This is a genomic window from Ruegeria marisflavi (genome assembly GCF_025673445.1).
Classification (GTDB): Bacteria; Pseudomonadota; Alphaproteobacteria; order Rhodobacterales; family Rhodobacteraceae; genus Ruegeria_B; species Ruegeria_B marisflavi.
In genome coordinates this window covers 36,332-49,250 of the sequence record NZ_JAOVQN010000017.1, presented here as the reverse complement: position 1 = coordinate 49,250, position 12,919 = coordinate 36,332, and the positions used below count along the sequence as shown (strand labels likewise).

The window sequence follows — 12,919 nt, the reverse complement described above, 5'->3', positions numbered from 1 at the left end:
AAAGAAGCAGGTGGCAGGAAAGGCTAGCCCGCACGGATCATGTCGGCGGCCTTTTCCGCGATCATGATGACGGGCGAGGCGGTGTTGCCGCTGACGAGTTTTGGCATGATCGAGGCGTCGATTACCCTCAGGCCCGACAACCCGTGCACACGCAGGTCGGGGGCAACCACCGCCATCGGGTCGTTGCCCATCTTGCAGGTCCCTACGGGGTGAAAGATCGTGGTGGCGATATTGCCCGCCTCGCGCAGCAGATCCGCGTCGCTGGCGATCTGCGGGCCGGGCAAGAACTCCTGCGGCGCATAGGGCGCCAGCGCCCTCGCGGTCATGATCTGGCGGGCCTGTTTCACGGCGGCGACCGCGACCTGCTGATCGCGCGGGGCGCTGAGGTAGTTGAGCCGGATATGCGGCTGCGGGCCGGTTTCGGCGCTGGTAATGTGGCAATCGCCCACGCTTTCCGGCCGCAGATTGCAGACCGAAACCGTGATCGCCGGAAACGGGTGCAGCGGGTCGCCCAGCCGGTCGGTCGACAGAGGCTGTACGTGGTATTCCAGGTCCGGCGTTTCCAGCGCCGGGTCGGATTTGGTGAACATGCCGAACTGGCTGGGCGCCATGCTGAGCGGGCCCGAGCGGGTCAGCGCATATTTCAGCGCGATGCCGATGCGGCCGGTCAGCGAATTGGCCGTCTCGTTCAGGGTGGGCGTGTTCGAGACCTTGAACACGGTTCGGATCTGCAAGTGATCTTGCAGGTTCTCGCCCACGCCAGGCAGGTCATGCACCGGGGTGATGCCCAGCGCCGAGAGGCGGTCGGGCTGTCCGATACCGCTGAGTTCCATCAGCTTGGGCGAGTTGATGGCACCGGCGGCCAGCAGCACCTCGGCCTGCGCCGTGGTCGTGTGATCGGCCCCGTTGTGGCGGAAGACAACGCCGGTGACACGCTTGCCGTCGAGGATCAGCCGCTGGGTCTCGGCCCGGGTCAGGACGCGCAGGTTGGGGCGGTTCATCGCCGGGCGCAGGAATGCCTTGGTGGTGTTCCAGCGCACGCCGTTCCTCTGGTTGACCTCGAAAAAGCCCGAGCCCTCGTTGGTGCCGCTGTTGAAATCCTCGGTGGGTTCGTAACCGAACTCGCGCGCGCCCTGTTGAAAGGCGCGCAGGATCTCCCAACTCAGGCGCTGGGTGGTGACTTTCCACTCGCCCCCGGCCCCGTGCAGGTCGGTCTCGCCCTTGTGGTGATCCTCGGAGCGGCGGAAATAGGGCAGCACGTCGTCCCAGCCCCAGCCGGTATTGCCCATCTGCCGCCAGCCGTCATAGTCGGCCGCCTGCCCGCGCATGTAGATCATGCCGTTGATCGAGGTGCAGCCGCCCAGCACCTTGCCGCGCGGATAGACCAGGCTGCGGCCGTTGAGGCCGGGTTCGGCGGCGGTCTTCATCATCCAGTCGACGCGCGGATTGCCGATGCAATAAAGGTAACCCACCGGGATATGGACCCAGTGATAATGGCCCTTGCCGCCTGCTTCGAGCAGCAGAACGCGGGTTTTCGGGTCGGCGCTGAGCCGATTGGCCAGCACGCATCCGGCGGTGCCTCCACCTACGATGATATAGTCGTAATCGCCTGCAAGCTGCTCGGTCATTTTAGTCTCCCTCGTCTGCCAGCTTGCCGATTGAGACGGGGGATGCAATGGGGCAATCTCCGTCGCGCGACCCGCGTTCGGCAGGTACCAACCGCGTCATGGCAAACGCCGGACACCAAGGGGACAGATATGCGGATACTCGGGCAGAAGAACTCGATCAACGTGCGCAAGGTTCTCTGGACATGTGCCGAGGCGGGGCTATCGGTGGACCGGGAGGACTGGGGCGGACAGACGTGGCCCACGTCCGACCCCAGCTTTCTTGTCCTCAACCCGAAGGGGTTGGTGCCGGTGCTGCTGGATGGTGATCTGGTGTTGACGGAGTCGAACACGATCTGCCGCTATGTCGCCAGCCGCCAGCGACGTGGCGACCTACTTCCCGAAGAGCCCGCCGGGCGGGCAAGTGTCGAAGCCTGGATGGATTGGCAGATTGCCGAATTGAACACCGCGTGGCGTGCGGCGTTCATGGGGTTGGTGCGCAAGGATCCGAGGTTTGCCGATCAAGACGCGCAGAAGGCCAGTGTCCGGGACTGGAATGCCGCGATGACACTTTTGGATCGGCGCCTGTCCGAGACTGGAGCCTTTGTCTGTGGTAAGAATTTCACGCTGGCCGATATTGTCCTCGCCCTGTCGACCAACCGCTGGGAAAGCACGCCGATGGAGCGTCCGGATTTGCCCGCGGTGGCAGACTGGATGGGACGAATGTCCGACCGGGGCGGGTTCCACTCCTATTGCCGGAATGGCCAGGCCTGACCGGAGCGCGCTGGTTCCGGTCACCGGCCCCGTCCGGAGCCGGCCCGTATTGTGCGTGATCAGTCCGCGTCGTCGCCCGCGATGACCTTCCACAGGATCGCGCCCAGGGCGCCGCCGATCAGCGGTGCCACCCAGAACAGCCAGAGCTGCGCCAGTGCCGGACCATCGGCAAACAGCGCCACGCCGGTCGAGCGGGCGGGGTTGACCGAGGTGTTCGTCACCGGGATCGACACCAGATGGATGAGCGTCAGGCCAAGGCCGATGGCGATTGGCGCGAAACCGGCCGGGGCGCCCTTGGACGTGGCGCCGAGGATGATGATCAGGAAGAAGGCGGTCAGCACGACCTCGGTCACCAGGCCGGACATCATCGAATAGCCCTGGGGCGAGGCCTCGCCATAACCGTTGGAGGCAAAACCGCCGACGCCGGTAAAGCCCGCACCGCCCGAGACGATGATATAGAGCACAAGCGCGGCCAGAACGGCCCCGATCACCTGAGCGGCCCAGTAGGGCAGCAGCAGTTTGCTGTCGAAGCGCCCCGCCACCATCAGGCCCAGCGACACCGCCGGGTTGAAATGGCCGCCCGAGATATGCCCGACCGCATAGGCCATGGTCAGAACGGTGAGGCCGAAGGCCAGGCTGACGCCTGCCCAGCCGATCCCGACATCTGCAACACCGGCTGCCAGCACGGCGCTGCCACAGCCGCCGAGCACCAGCCAGAAGGTTCCGAAGACTTCAGCAAGTAGTTTGTTGGTCATAGAGTTCTCCCTCAGGGAAACCGGCACGAAAATCACCGACCGCGAAGGGACATTTCGCCAAGGACAAGGACGAAAAGCGCTTGCGGATCAGGTAGTAAGTCCCAAGAAATATTCTTGTGTCAACTTTCTTGATCTTGGTCGCAGGTGTTGGCGGGCGATACCGGGTCGGGCCCGGACAGGATTACCAGTCGAAATGCGCGGGCCCCGGCCTGTCGGTGCGTTCGAAACCATGACGACCAAAGGCGTCGCGCTGGGCCTGGATCAGGTTCGCGGTGCCGCGCTGTTGCGCCAGGCTGTCGGCCCAGGCAAGCGCCGCCGACAGCGCCGGAACCGGCAACGCCAAGGCCACCGCCTGTGCCACCGTTTCGCGCAGAGCGGGCAGATCGGCGGACAACATTTCTGCGATGCCCGGAGCTTGGTGCAGGGGGGCGTCTCCGGCATTGCGCCAGATCGGCGCGAGACGGTCGAGCAGGTCCGAGCGGATGATGCAACCCGCGCGCCAGATCTCGGCAATACGGGCCAGATCGAGGGGCCAGTCATACTCGGCGGCCGCAGTGCGCAGGATGGCGAAGCCTTGCAGGTGCGCGATCAGGCGCCCGGCCTGCAAAGCTTGGGCAAGCCGGCCCGCTTGGACCGGCAGCGGCGGGGCCGACTGCGCCGAGGGCAGGCGCGCCAGGCCGGACCAGGCGCGCGCGGCCACCGCCGCCTCGATCGCCGAAGCGGATTGGCCGAGATGCAGCGCCTCGATAACGGTCCAGCGGCCGGTGCCCTTTTGCCCTGCGGTGTCGCGGATCATGTCCACCATCGGCTGCCCGGTTTCGGGGTCGGTGGCGGCCAGGACACGGGCCGTGGTCTCCACCAGGAACGATCTGAGCGGTCCCTTGTCCCATTCGGCGAACTGGGCGCCGATCCGGGACGCCCGCCACCCGGCGCCATCGCGCAAGAGGCCATAGACCTCGGCGATCATCTGCATATCGGCATATTCGATACCATTGTGCACGGTCTTGACGAAATGCCCCGCCCCGTCCGGTCCGACATGCGCGACGCACGGATCGCCCCGAAACTGTGCGGCAATCGGTTCGAGCAGAGGGCGCAGGCGCGCCCAGGCATCGGGCGGGCCGCCCAGCATCATCGACGGCCCGTGGCGCGCGCCCTGCTCGCCGCCCGAAACCCCGAGACCGACAAGAGCGATGCCGCGTCCGGCCAGCGCCGCCGCGCGCCTGCGGGTGTCTTGGAAATCGGAGTTGCCCGCGTCAATCAGCGTATCGCCCGATGCGAGCAGCGGCAGGAATGTGTCGATCATCGCGTCGACCGCCGCGCCCGAGGGGATCATCAGCAGGATCAGCCGGGGCGCGGGCAGCGCCTGCACCAGCGCGGCCGGGTCCGGGCAGCCGGTGATCCTGCTGGCCAGCGGCCCCGCCCGGTCGAGGAAGGGCGCGACCCAGTCGGCCTCGCGGTTGGCGACGGCAATGTCGATGCCGTGGCTGGCGAAATTCAGCGCCAGCGCGCTGCCCATGGTTCCCAATCCGTAAATCCCGATCCGTGGGTGCGCCATCATGCCTCCGGTCAAGCTCTGCCTGCGAAGCGCAGGATGCGCGATGCCCGTTTCACGTGCAAGCAGGCAGGCAATATCGGCCAAAAAACGGGATTTCTGTTGATTTTTGGCGAGAAAGGTACAAATATCGGTCAGATTTCCACACGAAATAAAAAACTTCAATCACTGTAGAGGTGGAGAGCATGAAGTCGAAAGTCGCCAAAGCGTGGTCCGAACTGGTTCGCCCAATGTTGCAGCGCCCCAAGCGCGCGCAGGTCGCGGCCTTGTGCCTGCGGCCATCGGACCGTGGGCCCGAGGTTCTGTTGATCACCAGCCTGGACACCGGACGCTGGATCGTGCCCAAGGGCTGGCCCATCGTCGGCAAGAGCGGCCCGGAAACCGCGCTGTACGAGGCCTGGGAAGAGGCGGGCGTCGCGCGGGCCGAGGTGGCCGAAGAACCGGTTGGCATCTTTGGCTATGGCAAGCGGCGCAAGAACGGCACGGTCGAGCCGGTGGAGACCTATGTCTACCGTCTGGATGTCGAGGAACAGACCGACGAGTTCCCCGAGGCGGGACAGCGCACCCTGCGCTGGGTCGCCCCGCAGGAGGCCGCGAACATGGTCCAGGAACCGCAGTTGCAGGACCTGCTGAGGCAATTGTAACGGCAAACCAACAATTTCATGACGGTTTGGTTGCTTTGACGCCGCAGGCGGTCTATTGGCACGTCGCGAATTCCACAGCGGGACAACGAAAATGACCGAACCCAGCGCAAAACCCCAATGGGGCCGGCTGGACGCCGACCTGAACCGGATCTCCCGGATCGAGGTTGCCGCGAATTACGTTTCCCGTCCGCTTGTCGGCCCCGGTATCGCGCTGGCCTTCATCGTGGTGGCCGCCCTGGCGGCGATGGTGGCCTTTGGCCATGCGCCGGGCGGGTTCGTAGTGGTCGCGGCCGCCGCGTTCGGCGCCTATATGGCGATCAACATCGGCGCCAACGACGTGGCCAACAACATGGGTCCGGCGGTTGGCGCAGGCGCGCTGAAGATGGGCGCGGCAATCGCGATTGCCGCCGTGGCCGAAACCGCCGGTGCGCTGCTGGCGGGGGGCGACGTGGTATCGACCATCTCCAAGGGGATCATCGACCCGCATTCGGTCGAGGATGCCCAGGTGTTCGTCTGGGCGATGATGGCGGCGCTGATCTCCTCGGCCTTGTGGGTCAATCTGGCCACATGGGTCGGCGCGCCGGTGTCGACCACCCATTCGGTGGTGGGCGGCGTGATGGGCGCCGGGGTCGCGGCGGCGGGTCTGTCGGCGGTGGACTGGTCCACCATGGGCGCGATCGTGGCAAGCTGGATCGTCTCGCCGGTGCTGGGCGGCGGTATTGCCGCGCTGTTCCTGGCGCTGATCAAGCATCGCATCCAGTACCAACCCGACAAGATCGCGGCGGCGCGCAAATGGGTGCCGATCCTGGTTGCGATCATGGCGGGCACCTTTGCCACCTATCTGGCGGTCAAGGGGATCAAGAAGCTGGTCAAGATCGACCTTGAGATGGCCTTGCTGATCGGGCTGGGCACCGCGATTGTCGTCTGGGCGGTCACCGTGCCGCTGGTGAAACGCAAATCCGCCGGGATGGAGAACCGCACCCGCTCGGTCAAGGCGCTGTTCGGCCTGCCGCTGGTTCTGTCGGCGGCATTGCTGAGCTTTGCCCATGGCGCCAATGACGTGGCCAACGCGGTTGGCCCGCTGGCCGCCATTGTGCATGTGACCTCGGCCGGCAGTTTTGCCGCCAAGGTGGCGATCCCCGCCTGGGTGATGGTGATCGGCGCCTTTGGCCTGTCGTTCGGGCTGTTCCTGTTCGGGCCCAAGCTGATCCGCATGGTCGGCAGCCAGATCACCAAGCTGAACCCGATGCGGGCCTATTGCGTGGCGCTGTCGGCGGCTATCACCGTGATCGTGGCCAGCTGGCTGGGCCTGCCGGTAAGCTCGACCCATATCGCCGTGGGCGGTGTGTTCGGGGTCGGATTCTATCGCGAGTGGCACTCGGAAAAGCGGCTGCGCGCCCTGCGGGACCGCCGCCCGGTGGAAAGCCGCCTGCCGCAGGAGGAGCGGCGCCGCCGCAAGCTGGTACGGCGCTCGCATTTCATGACCATCGTCGCGGCCTGGGTGATCACCGTCCCGGCGGCGGCGCTGATGTCGGCGGTGATTTTCCTGTTACTCAATCAGTTCGTCTAAAGCCGAAGGGCTCAGCCCCGGATATCCTGCGGACTGAGGTCGGGCAGTCCGGGACCCGACATCTCGGCCTGGCGGATCAGGTCGGCCACCCGCGCGGCGAGGGGCGCGGGCCGGTCATGCGCCCGCGCCAGGCGCAGGATTTCCCCCTGAAGACTGTCGATCTCGGTCAGTGCGCCCGCCAGCAGGTCATAGGCCATCGAGGTGCGGGCGGTGGGATCGACCGTCAGCATCTGGGCCGCGATGCGCCGGAACAGCGGCGTCGGCAGGCGCAGGATAAGCGGGCTGGTCCAGGCGGGGAGCGGCGTGGTCGAGGCCACGGCGATACCCGCCGCGCGCAACACGCCCAGCGCCTCGGCCATCTGGTCGGCCATCAGGCGGCGCCAGTCGCGGTCGGCCAGTTGCTCGACCAGCGTCAGACCTGACAGTGCGTTAAGCGCGTTGTTGAGATTGACCAGCAGCTTGCCCCATTGCACCGCCTCGATCCGGGAACTTTCGGTGACCGGCAGGCCCGGAACCGAGAGCCTGCGACCCAGATCACCGGGTCCCGCTGCGATCACGATGCCGCCGGAACTGGCGCGATGCCAAACCCCCTCGCCCGCAGGCACCACGTTGAACGGCACCATCCCCGCGCGCAGGTCGCGCCCCGGCAGGGCCGCGCGCAGGATGCGGGCATTTTCGACCCCGTTCTGCCAGGACAGGATCGGCGCCCGCGAGGGCGCCCCCGCCGCGATATCAGCGGCGATCCGCGCGGTGGCCGAGGTCTTGACCGTGACGATCACCACCTCTGCCGCAGCCAGGCAGGCGGGATCCTCGGCCAGCGTCAAGCTATCGGCGGCGACGTGGCGTTCCAGCCCCGAGTAATCCGTCACCGTCAGCCCATGGGCCCGCACCTGATCCAGGACGCGGGTGCGGCCCCACAGGGTGACATCATGCCCACCGGCGGCCAGAAGTCCGCCACAGAAACAGCCGATACTGCCCGCCCCGGCAATGACGATCCGCATGATTTTCCCTCTTGCCCTCTGCGATCATGCGCCGGGACGGCGGAAAAAACAACGCTCAGCCTGCCCGCCTTTGGCGGCGCGCCTTCAGGCGTTCATGGGCCTCGGGCGTGCCATCGTGGAACGAGCCGAACCACTTGTCCCAGGGCATTTCGAGATTGCCGTAATTCACCTCGAAATAGCGGTGGTGCATCTGGTGGTGAAAGGTTCCCAGCGCAAGCGATTTGCGGTCCTTGATCAGCAGGCTCTCGTAACCGGTATGAGAGGTGGCGGCGGTCAGGCCCTGATGTTGCAGGTGGAACAGGAGGTGCAGCGGGTGTGCCGGAACCAGGAAATGGATCAGGATCGAGGAAAAGAAGAAAAACGCCTCGACCGGGTGCATCGACAGGCCGGACCAGGGGCCGACGTTGACGTTGCGATGATGCAGCGCATGGGCGATCCGGTAAAGCGGGCCCCAATGCAACGCCCGGTGTATCCAGTAGAAGTGGAACGAAATCCAGACCGGTGTCAGCAGGAATAGCAGCACAAACAGGACCGGGTTTTCGGACGGGATCAGGGCAGGCACCCAGCCCCGCGCCATGCCATGGAACATGACAACCTCGAACAGGGTCCAGCAGCCGACACCGCTGGTCAGGGTCCAGAACATGTTGTCATGTACCTGGTTGGCAAAGGTGAACTGCCTGCCCTTTGCTGCCAGCGGTCGCACATCATAGCGGAGCCGGTCGCCCTGTCGGCGGGCCCGAAAGAAGAACAGGTGCAGCCCACCGGCAACAAGCGACATCAGGGCGAGGTTGCGCAGCCAGATCAGCACGATCCAGTCCAGCGACAGGGTCGCCATCCGGTCCATCGCCGGGGTCAGCCAGGTCCAGCTGACCCAGGCGAACACAAGGACCAGCACGTTCTCGGCCAGCGTCAGCCAGCGGGCCGCCAGCCAGCGGGCCATGCGAACCGGATCCGGTGGCCAGCTGAAAAACGGGGAGACCGCGATCGGGACGTCGGGGATATGGGCCCAGCCAGGCAAGCGGGACGGTTGCGTCATGTTTGACCCTCGATAGAACAGCGAAAAGGCATTGACCGACAGTGGCACGGTTCCATAAATCTGAAAAACAGAAAGAAGTTTGATCTTACCTCTGAAAATATGAGTTTTGCGGATGGATGACCTACGCCTGTCCCTGCGGCTCTTGCGTGCCTTCATGGTCGCGGTCGACAGCGGGTCGATCACCGGGGCGGCAACAATGTTGAACGTTGCGCCCTCGGCGGTGGCGGCGGCCATCGACCGGGTCGAAGCCGAATTCGGCGCCGCGCTGGTGGTGCGCGCCCGGGCGCGCGGGATCACCGCGACCCCGGCCGGACGGGCGCTGGCCGCACGGATCAGACCGCTGATCGAGGACTATTCAAGTGTGATGAAAGAGGGTTATGCCTTGGGTCTGGGTTTGCAGGGAACCTTGCACATCGGGTATTATGCACCAGTTGCACCGGCATTTTTGCCACGCATCTTGCAAGAAATGGCGAATGACAACCCAGATTTGCGTTTCAATTTGCGTGAATGCGACAATATCACGGCGCAAACGGGGCTTTTGGATGGCGCTCTTGATGTCGCCCTGTTCGCCGGAGACGAGGTGCTTGCCGGTGTCGAGACGCGGCCCTTGCTGGATCTGCCACCCTATTTGCTGGCGCCGAGGGGGCATGCCATCTGTCAGCGGACACGGCCCGAGATCAGCGACCTGAAGGACGTCCCGCTGGTGCTGCTGGACCTGCCTGTCGCCGGGGCCTATGTGCGGGGGCTGTTGCGCACGGCGGGAATCGTGCCGCACATTGTCGCCACCGCCAGCAGTGTCGAGATGGTGCGATCGCTGGTTGGGGCCGGTATGGGTCTTGCGGTGCTGAACATGCGGCCGCGGACCTCGGTCAGCTATGGCGGCGATCCGCTGGTCGCGGTGCCGCTGGCAGCCGGCACACCTCTGCACCTGGTTTCGGGACGCGCCGAAGGCGCGCCACGCCGGCTGGTCCAGGCATTCCAGGACCGGCTGCACGGCTGGTTCGGACTGGCAGAGGCGCAGGATCTGATCACACGCTAGCCTTGGCCTTGTCCTCGGGCTCCCAACCCAGAATCAGGTTGTCGGAGGGCCAGAGCGGGCCCTTGTCCCGGCGCTTGGCCAGCACCTGTCCGCCCTGCCCGGTGTAGAACGCCACTGCGGGCGTGTTCTCGCGCACCACGGCCAGAACCAAACCGCGCCCGTCTTGCGCCCCGGCTATGGCCCGGGCGATGGTAAGCAGCCGACGCCCCAGCCCGGTGCCCCGAGCCTCTGCCGCCACATAGAGGTGGCCCAGTTCCATCGCGTCCCCGAACCCGTCCAGATCGCTGGCAGGCGACAGGGCGGCAAGGGCCACGGCCTCCCCCGCCCGTTCCGCGATGACGGTCGTGCCGTCCTGCGCCAGCCGCTCCCGCCAATAGGCAAGGCGGCGGGCCTTGTTCAGCGCCAGCCGCACCTCGGGCGGAGCGATCCGGGCATAGGTTTCCTGCCAGACGCGGAAGTGCAGGCAGGCCAGCGTCTCGACATCGTCAGAACCGGCCACGCGCAGAGTGACACCGCCAGCGGACACGCGATGCCCGGCGGAAAGCCAGGCGGCCTCGGCCTGGGCGATCCGGGCCGCCCGCACCAGCAGGTAATCGCGATCATGGGTCGAGGTGACGAAGATGCCTAGACCGGCGCGGGTGACCGGCTCCACGGCGGCCAGAACCACGCCGGGCTGATCGAGCGGGGCGCAGGTATCCACCTGCACCGCTTGCCAGCCACGGGCCGAGACCTCTTTGGCCGGGACCCGGTCGGCAAGGCACAGGATCGAAACCTCGTCTGAGGCCTGAGTAACGCTCAGCAGTCCCGGCCCGGCGAGCCAATCGGGCAAACCTTCGCCGGGCGCGCGGCGGGTGACGGCATAGTCACCCTCCAGCGCGGTCAGCGCGAGATATACTGTCATTTTGCTGTTCCCGTTGCCTGCGCCGGTCAGAGACCGAGGCTCTCGTCGAGGCCGAGCATGATGTTGAGGTTCTGCACCGCCGCGCCCGAGGCGCCCTTGCCCAAGTTGTCGAGCAGCGCGATCAGCACCGCCCCGCCGGTATCGGGATTGCCATGCACCGACAGCTCCAGCCGGTTGGAGCCATTGAGGCGGCGCGGGTCGATCCGCGCGCCGTAATGGTCTGGCGCGACAACCGAGACAAAGGCGCTGCCGGCATAATGCTCGGCCAGGGCGGAATGAAGCGCGGCGCTTTCGCCCGGTTCCAGATGCGGCAGCGGTACCTGCACGATCATCCCCTGTTCGTAGGGCCCGACCGAGGGCACGAAGACCGGCCGCCGCGACAGGCCCACATGCGCGATGATCTCGGGCAGGTGCTTGTGCCGCTGATCGGTGGCATAGACGAAGGGGCCGTCGGTCTGACCGCTCTGGAACTCGGCGATCATCGACTTGCCGCCGCCGGAATAGCCGCTGATGGCGTTGATGCTGAGCGCCGCATCGGCGGCGATCAGACCGCGCTGGACCAGCGGGTGCAGGAGCGCAATGGCACCGGTGGAGTAACAGCCGGGGTTCGACACGAACTGGCCGCTGGCGATCCGGTCGCGCAGGCCGCTCTCCATCTCGGGGAAGCCGAAGACCCAGTCGGGATCGACCCGGTGGGCGGTACTGGCGTCGATCAGCCGGGTGCCAGTGCCCGCCAGTTCGGCCACGATCTCGATCGCGGCGGCATCAGGCAGGCAGAGAATGCCGACATCGGCTTCGGCAAAGGCGGCCAGCCGGGCATCGGTATTCTTGCGATCGGCCTCGCCCAGGGTGACGAGACGGATATCGTCCCGCCCTTCGAGCCGGGCGCGGATCTGGAGGCCGGTGGTTCCGACCTCGCCATCGATGAAGACCTTGTGTGTCATGTTCAGTCCCCCATGTTGAGGCGTGGGTAGTCGAGGATCTGGCCGAGAACCGGCCATCTTGTTTGTCCAGGCGTGGCGCGTGCCGGGGTCAGGCCCCCAGGCACCAGCGCATGATCGCCTTTTGCGCGTGCAGCCGGTTCTCCGCCTCATCGAAGATGACCGAGTTCGGGCCGTCCATCACTTCGGAGGTGGCTTCCTCCTCGCGGTGGGCGGGCAGGCAATGCATGAAGAGCGCGTCGGGCTTGGCGTGGCGCATCAGCTCGGCGTTGACCTGATAGGGGCGCAGCAGGTTGTGGCGGCGTTCCTTGGCCGACTGCGCGTCATGCATCGACACCCAGGTGTCGGCGACCACCAGATCGGCGCCCTCGACCGCCTTGATCGCGTCGCGTTCGATCACGATCTTCGAGCCCTTCTGACGGGCAAAGCCCATATACTCCTCTTCAGGATCGAACTGGGCCGGACCTGTGAAGGTGAGGTCGAAGCCGAATTGCCCGGCAGCATGCAGAAAAGACGAGCAGACATTGTTGCCATCGCCGGTCCATACCACCTTCTTGCCCGCAATCGGGCCGCGATGCTCCTCAAAGGTCAGCACATCGGCCATAATCTGGCAGGGGTGGCTGCGGTCGGTCAAGCCGTTGATTACAGGCACATCGGCATATTCGGCCATCTCGGTCAGCACGGTTTCGTCGAAGGTCCGGATCATGATCATGTCGACATAGCGGCTGAGCACGCGGGCGGTGTCGGCGATGGTCTCGCCATGGCCAAGCTGCATGTCATTGCCCGAGAGCACCATGGTCTGCCCGCCCATCTGCCGCACGCCGACGTCAAAGGACACGCGCGTCCGGGTCGAGGGCTTTTCGAAGATCAGGGCGACCATCCGGTCCTTGAGGGGCTGTTCGTCATCCGGCGCCGCCTTGGGCCGCCCAAGACGGGCCCGTTTCATCGCGCCCGCCTGGTCGATCATGGCCCGCAGGTCGGCGGCGTCGGTCTTGTGGATATCGAGAAAGTGATTCATGTCTTTAGGCTTTCTTCTGGCCGGGGGTGGGGGCGCTGCCCCCGTCGCCTGGCGGCGACTCCCCCGGAGTATTTTCAGCGAAAT

At 65.7% G+C, this 12,919-nt stretch carries 12 protein-coding genes; 4 read left to right on the top strand and 8 right to left on the bottom strand.

All coding sequences use genetic code 11. The features are described from left to right. Nucleotides 1-23: 23 nt before the first annotated feature. Entirely contained in the window at nt 24-1,628 is a 1,605-nt protein-coding gene (locus tag OEZ49_RS16030; RefSeq protein ID WP_263389262.1) for a GMC family oxidoreductase, read from the bottom strand. A gap of 129 nt (nt 1,629-1,757) precedes the next feature. Here OEZ49_RS16030 and OEZ49_RS16025 point away from each other — a divergent pair, with 129 nt between their 5' ends. Beyond that, nucleotides 1,758-2,378 (top strand): glutathione S-transferase family protein, encoded by a 621-nt coding sequence (locus tag OEZ49_RS16025; RefSeq protein ID WP_263389261.1) that lies wholly within the window; start codon nt 1,758-1,760, stop codon nt 2,376-2,378. Between the two features lie 59 nt (nt 2,379-2,437). Here OEZ49_RS16025 and aqpZ read toward each other — a convergent pair whose 3' ends face one another. Next, nucleotides 2,438-3,133, bottom strand: a complete 696-nt coding sequence (gene aqpZ / locus OEZ49_RS16020; protein WP_263389260.1) for an aquaporin Z — start codon at nt 3,131-3,133, stop codon at nt 2,438-2,440. 181 nt (nt 3,134-3,314) lie between these two features. Then, nucleotides 3,315-4,688: an NADP-dependent phosphogluconate dehydrogenase gene (gene gndA, locus OEZ49_RS16015; RefSeq protein WP_263389259.1), complete on the bottom strand. Its 1,374-nt coding sequence runs from the start codon at nt 4,686-4,688 to the stop codon at nt 3,315-3,317. Between the two features lie 182 nt (nt 4,689-4,870). Here gndA and OEZ49_RS16010 point away from each other — a divergent pair, with 182 nt between their 5' ends. Then, a complete protein-coding gene (locus OEZ49_RS16010; RefSeq protein ID WP_164132934.1) occupies nt 4,871-5,329 on the top strand; it encodes an NUDIX hydrolase in 459 nt (152 codons plus the stop codon). A 91-nt stretch (nt 5,330-5,420) separates the two neighbouring features. Beyond that, nucleotides 5,421-6,899: an inorganic phosphate transporter gene (locus OEZ49_RS16005; protein ID WP_263389258.1), complete on the top strand. Its 1,479-nt coding sequence runs from the start codon at nt 5,421-5,423 to the stop codon at nt 6,897-6,899. An 11-nt stretch (nt 6,900-6,910) separates the two neighbouring features. Here the strand turns inward: OEZ49_RS16005 and OEZ49_RS16000 are convergent, their stop codons facing one another. Then, the gene (locus OEZ49_RS16000) at nt 6,911-7,900 is read right to left on the bottom strand and encodes a 2-dehydropantoate 2-reductase (protein ID WP_263389257.1); all 990 of its coding nucleotides are present in this window, start codon (nt 7,898-7,900) and stop codon (nt 6,911-6,913) included. A 55-nt stretch (nt 7,901-7,955) separates the two neighbouring features. Beyond that, complete coding sequence (locus tag OEZ49_RS15995) at nt 7,956-8,936, bottom strand: sterol desaturase family protein (protein ID WP_263389256.1); 981 nt, start codon at nt 8,934-8,936, stop codon at nt 7,956-7,958. 112 nt (nt 8,937-9,048) lie between these two features. Here OEZ49_RS15995 and OEZ49_RS15990 point away from each other — a divergent pair, with 112 nt between their 5' ends. Beyond that, nucleotides 9,049-9,975: a LysR family transcriptional regulator gene (locus OEZ49_RS15990; RefSeq protein WP_263389255.1), complete on the top strand. Its 927-nt coding sequence runs from the start codon at nt 9,049-9,051 to the stop codon at nt 9,973-9,975. Here the strand turns inward: OEZ49_RS15990 and OEZ49_RS15985 are convergent. From OEZ49_RS15985 to argF, 3 genes are all read right to left on the bottom strand, one after another. After that, nucleotides 9,965-10,876: a GNAT family N-acetyltransferase gene (locus OEZ49_RS15985; protein WP_263389254.1), complete on the bottom strand. Its 912-nt coding sequence runs from the start codon at nt 10,874-10,876 to the stop codon at nt 9,965-9,967. The genes OEZ49_RS15990 and OEZ49_RS15985 overlap by 11 nt on opposite strands. Nucleotides 10,877-10,902: 26 nt before the next feature. After that, nucleotides 10,903-11,820: an N-acetyl-gamma-glutamyl-phosphate reductase gene (gene argC / locus OEZ49_RS15980; RefSeq protein ID WP_263389253.1), complete on the bottom strand. Its 918-nt coding sequence runs from the start codon at nt 11,818-11,820 to the stop codon at nt 10,903-10,905. A gap of 88 nt (nt 11,821-11,908) precedes the next feature. After that, entirely contained in the window at nt 11,909-12,835 is a 927-nt protein-coding gene (argF, locus tag OEZ49_RS15975; protein ID WP_263389252.1) for an ornithine carbamoyltransferase, read from the bottom strand. Nucleotides 12,836-12,919: the final 84 nt, after the last annotated feature.

Coding starts and splice junctions, on each gene's coding strand:
- OEZ49_RS16030 (WP_263389262.1), bottom strand. CDS start 1,628: ATGACCGAGCAGCTTGCAGGCGATTACGACTATATCATCGTAGGTGGA.
- OEZ49_RS16025 (WP_263389261.1), top strand. CDS start 1,758: ATGCGGATACTCGGGCAGAAGAACTCGATCAACGTGCGCAAGGTTCTC.
- aqpZ (WP_263389260.1), bottom strand. CDS start 3,133: ATGACCAACAAACTACTTGCTGAAGTCTTCGGAACCTTCTGGCTGGTG.
- gndA (WP_263389259.1), bottom strand. CDS start 4,688: ATGGCGCACCCACGGATCGGGATTTACGGATTGGGAACCATGGGCAGC.
- OEZ49_RS16010 (WP_164132934.1), top strand. CDS start 4,871: ATGAAGTCGAAAGTCGCCAAAGCGTGGTCCGAACTGGTTCGCCCAATG.
- OEZ49_RS16005 (WP_263389258.1), top strand. CDS start 5,421: ATGACCGAACCCAGCGCAAAACCCCAATGGGGCCGGCTGGACGCCGAC.
- OEZ49_RS16000 (WP_263389257.1), bottom strand. CDS start 7,900: ATGCGGATCGTCATTGCCGGGGCGGGCAGTATCGGCTGTTTCTGTGGC.
- OEZ49_RS15995 (WP_263389256.1), bottom strand. CDS start 8,936: ATGACGCAACCGTCCCGCTTGCCTGGCTGGGCCCATATCCCCGACGTC.
- OEZ49_RS15990 (WP_263389255.1), top strand. CDS start 9,049: ATGGATGACCTACGCCTGTCCCTGCGGCTCTTGCGTGCCTTCATGGTC.
- OEZ49_RS15985 (WP_263389254.1), bottom strand. CDS start 10,876: ATGACAGTATATCTCGCGCTGACCGCGCTGGAGGGTGACTATGCCGTC.
- argC (WP_263389253.1), bottom strand. CDS start 11,820: ATGACACACAAGGTCTTCATCGATGGCGAGGTCGGAACCACCGGCCTC.
- argF (WP_263389252.1), bottom strand. CDS start 12,835: ATGAATCACTTTCTCGATATCCACAAGACCGACGCCGCCGACCTGCGG.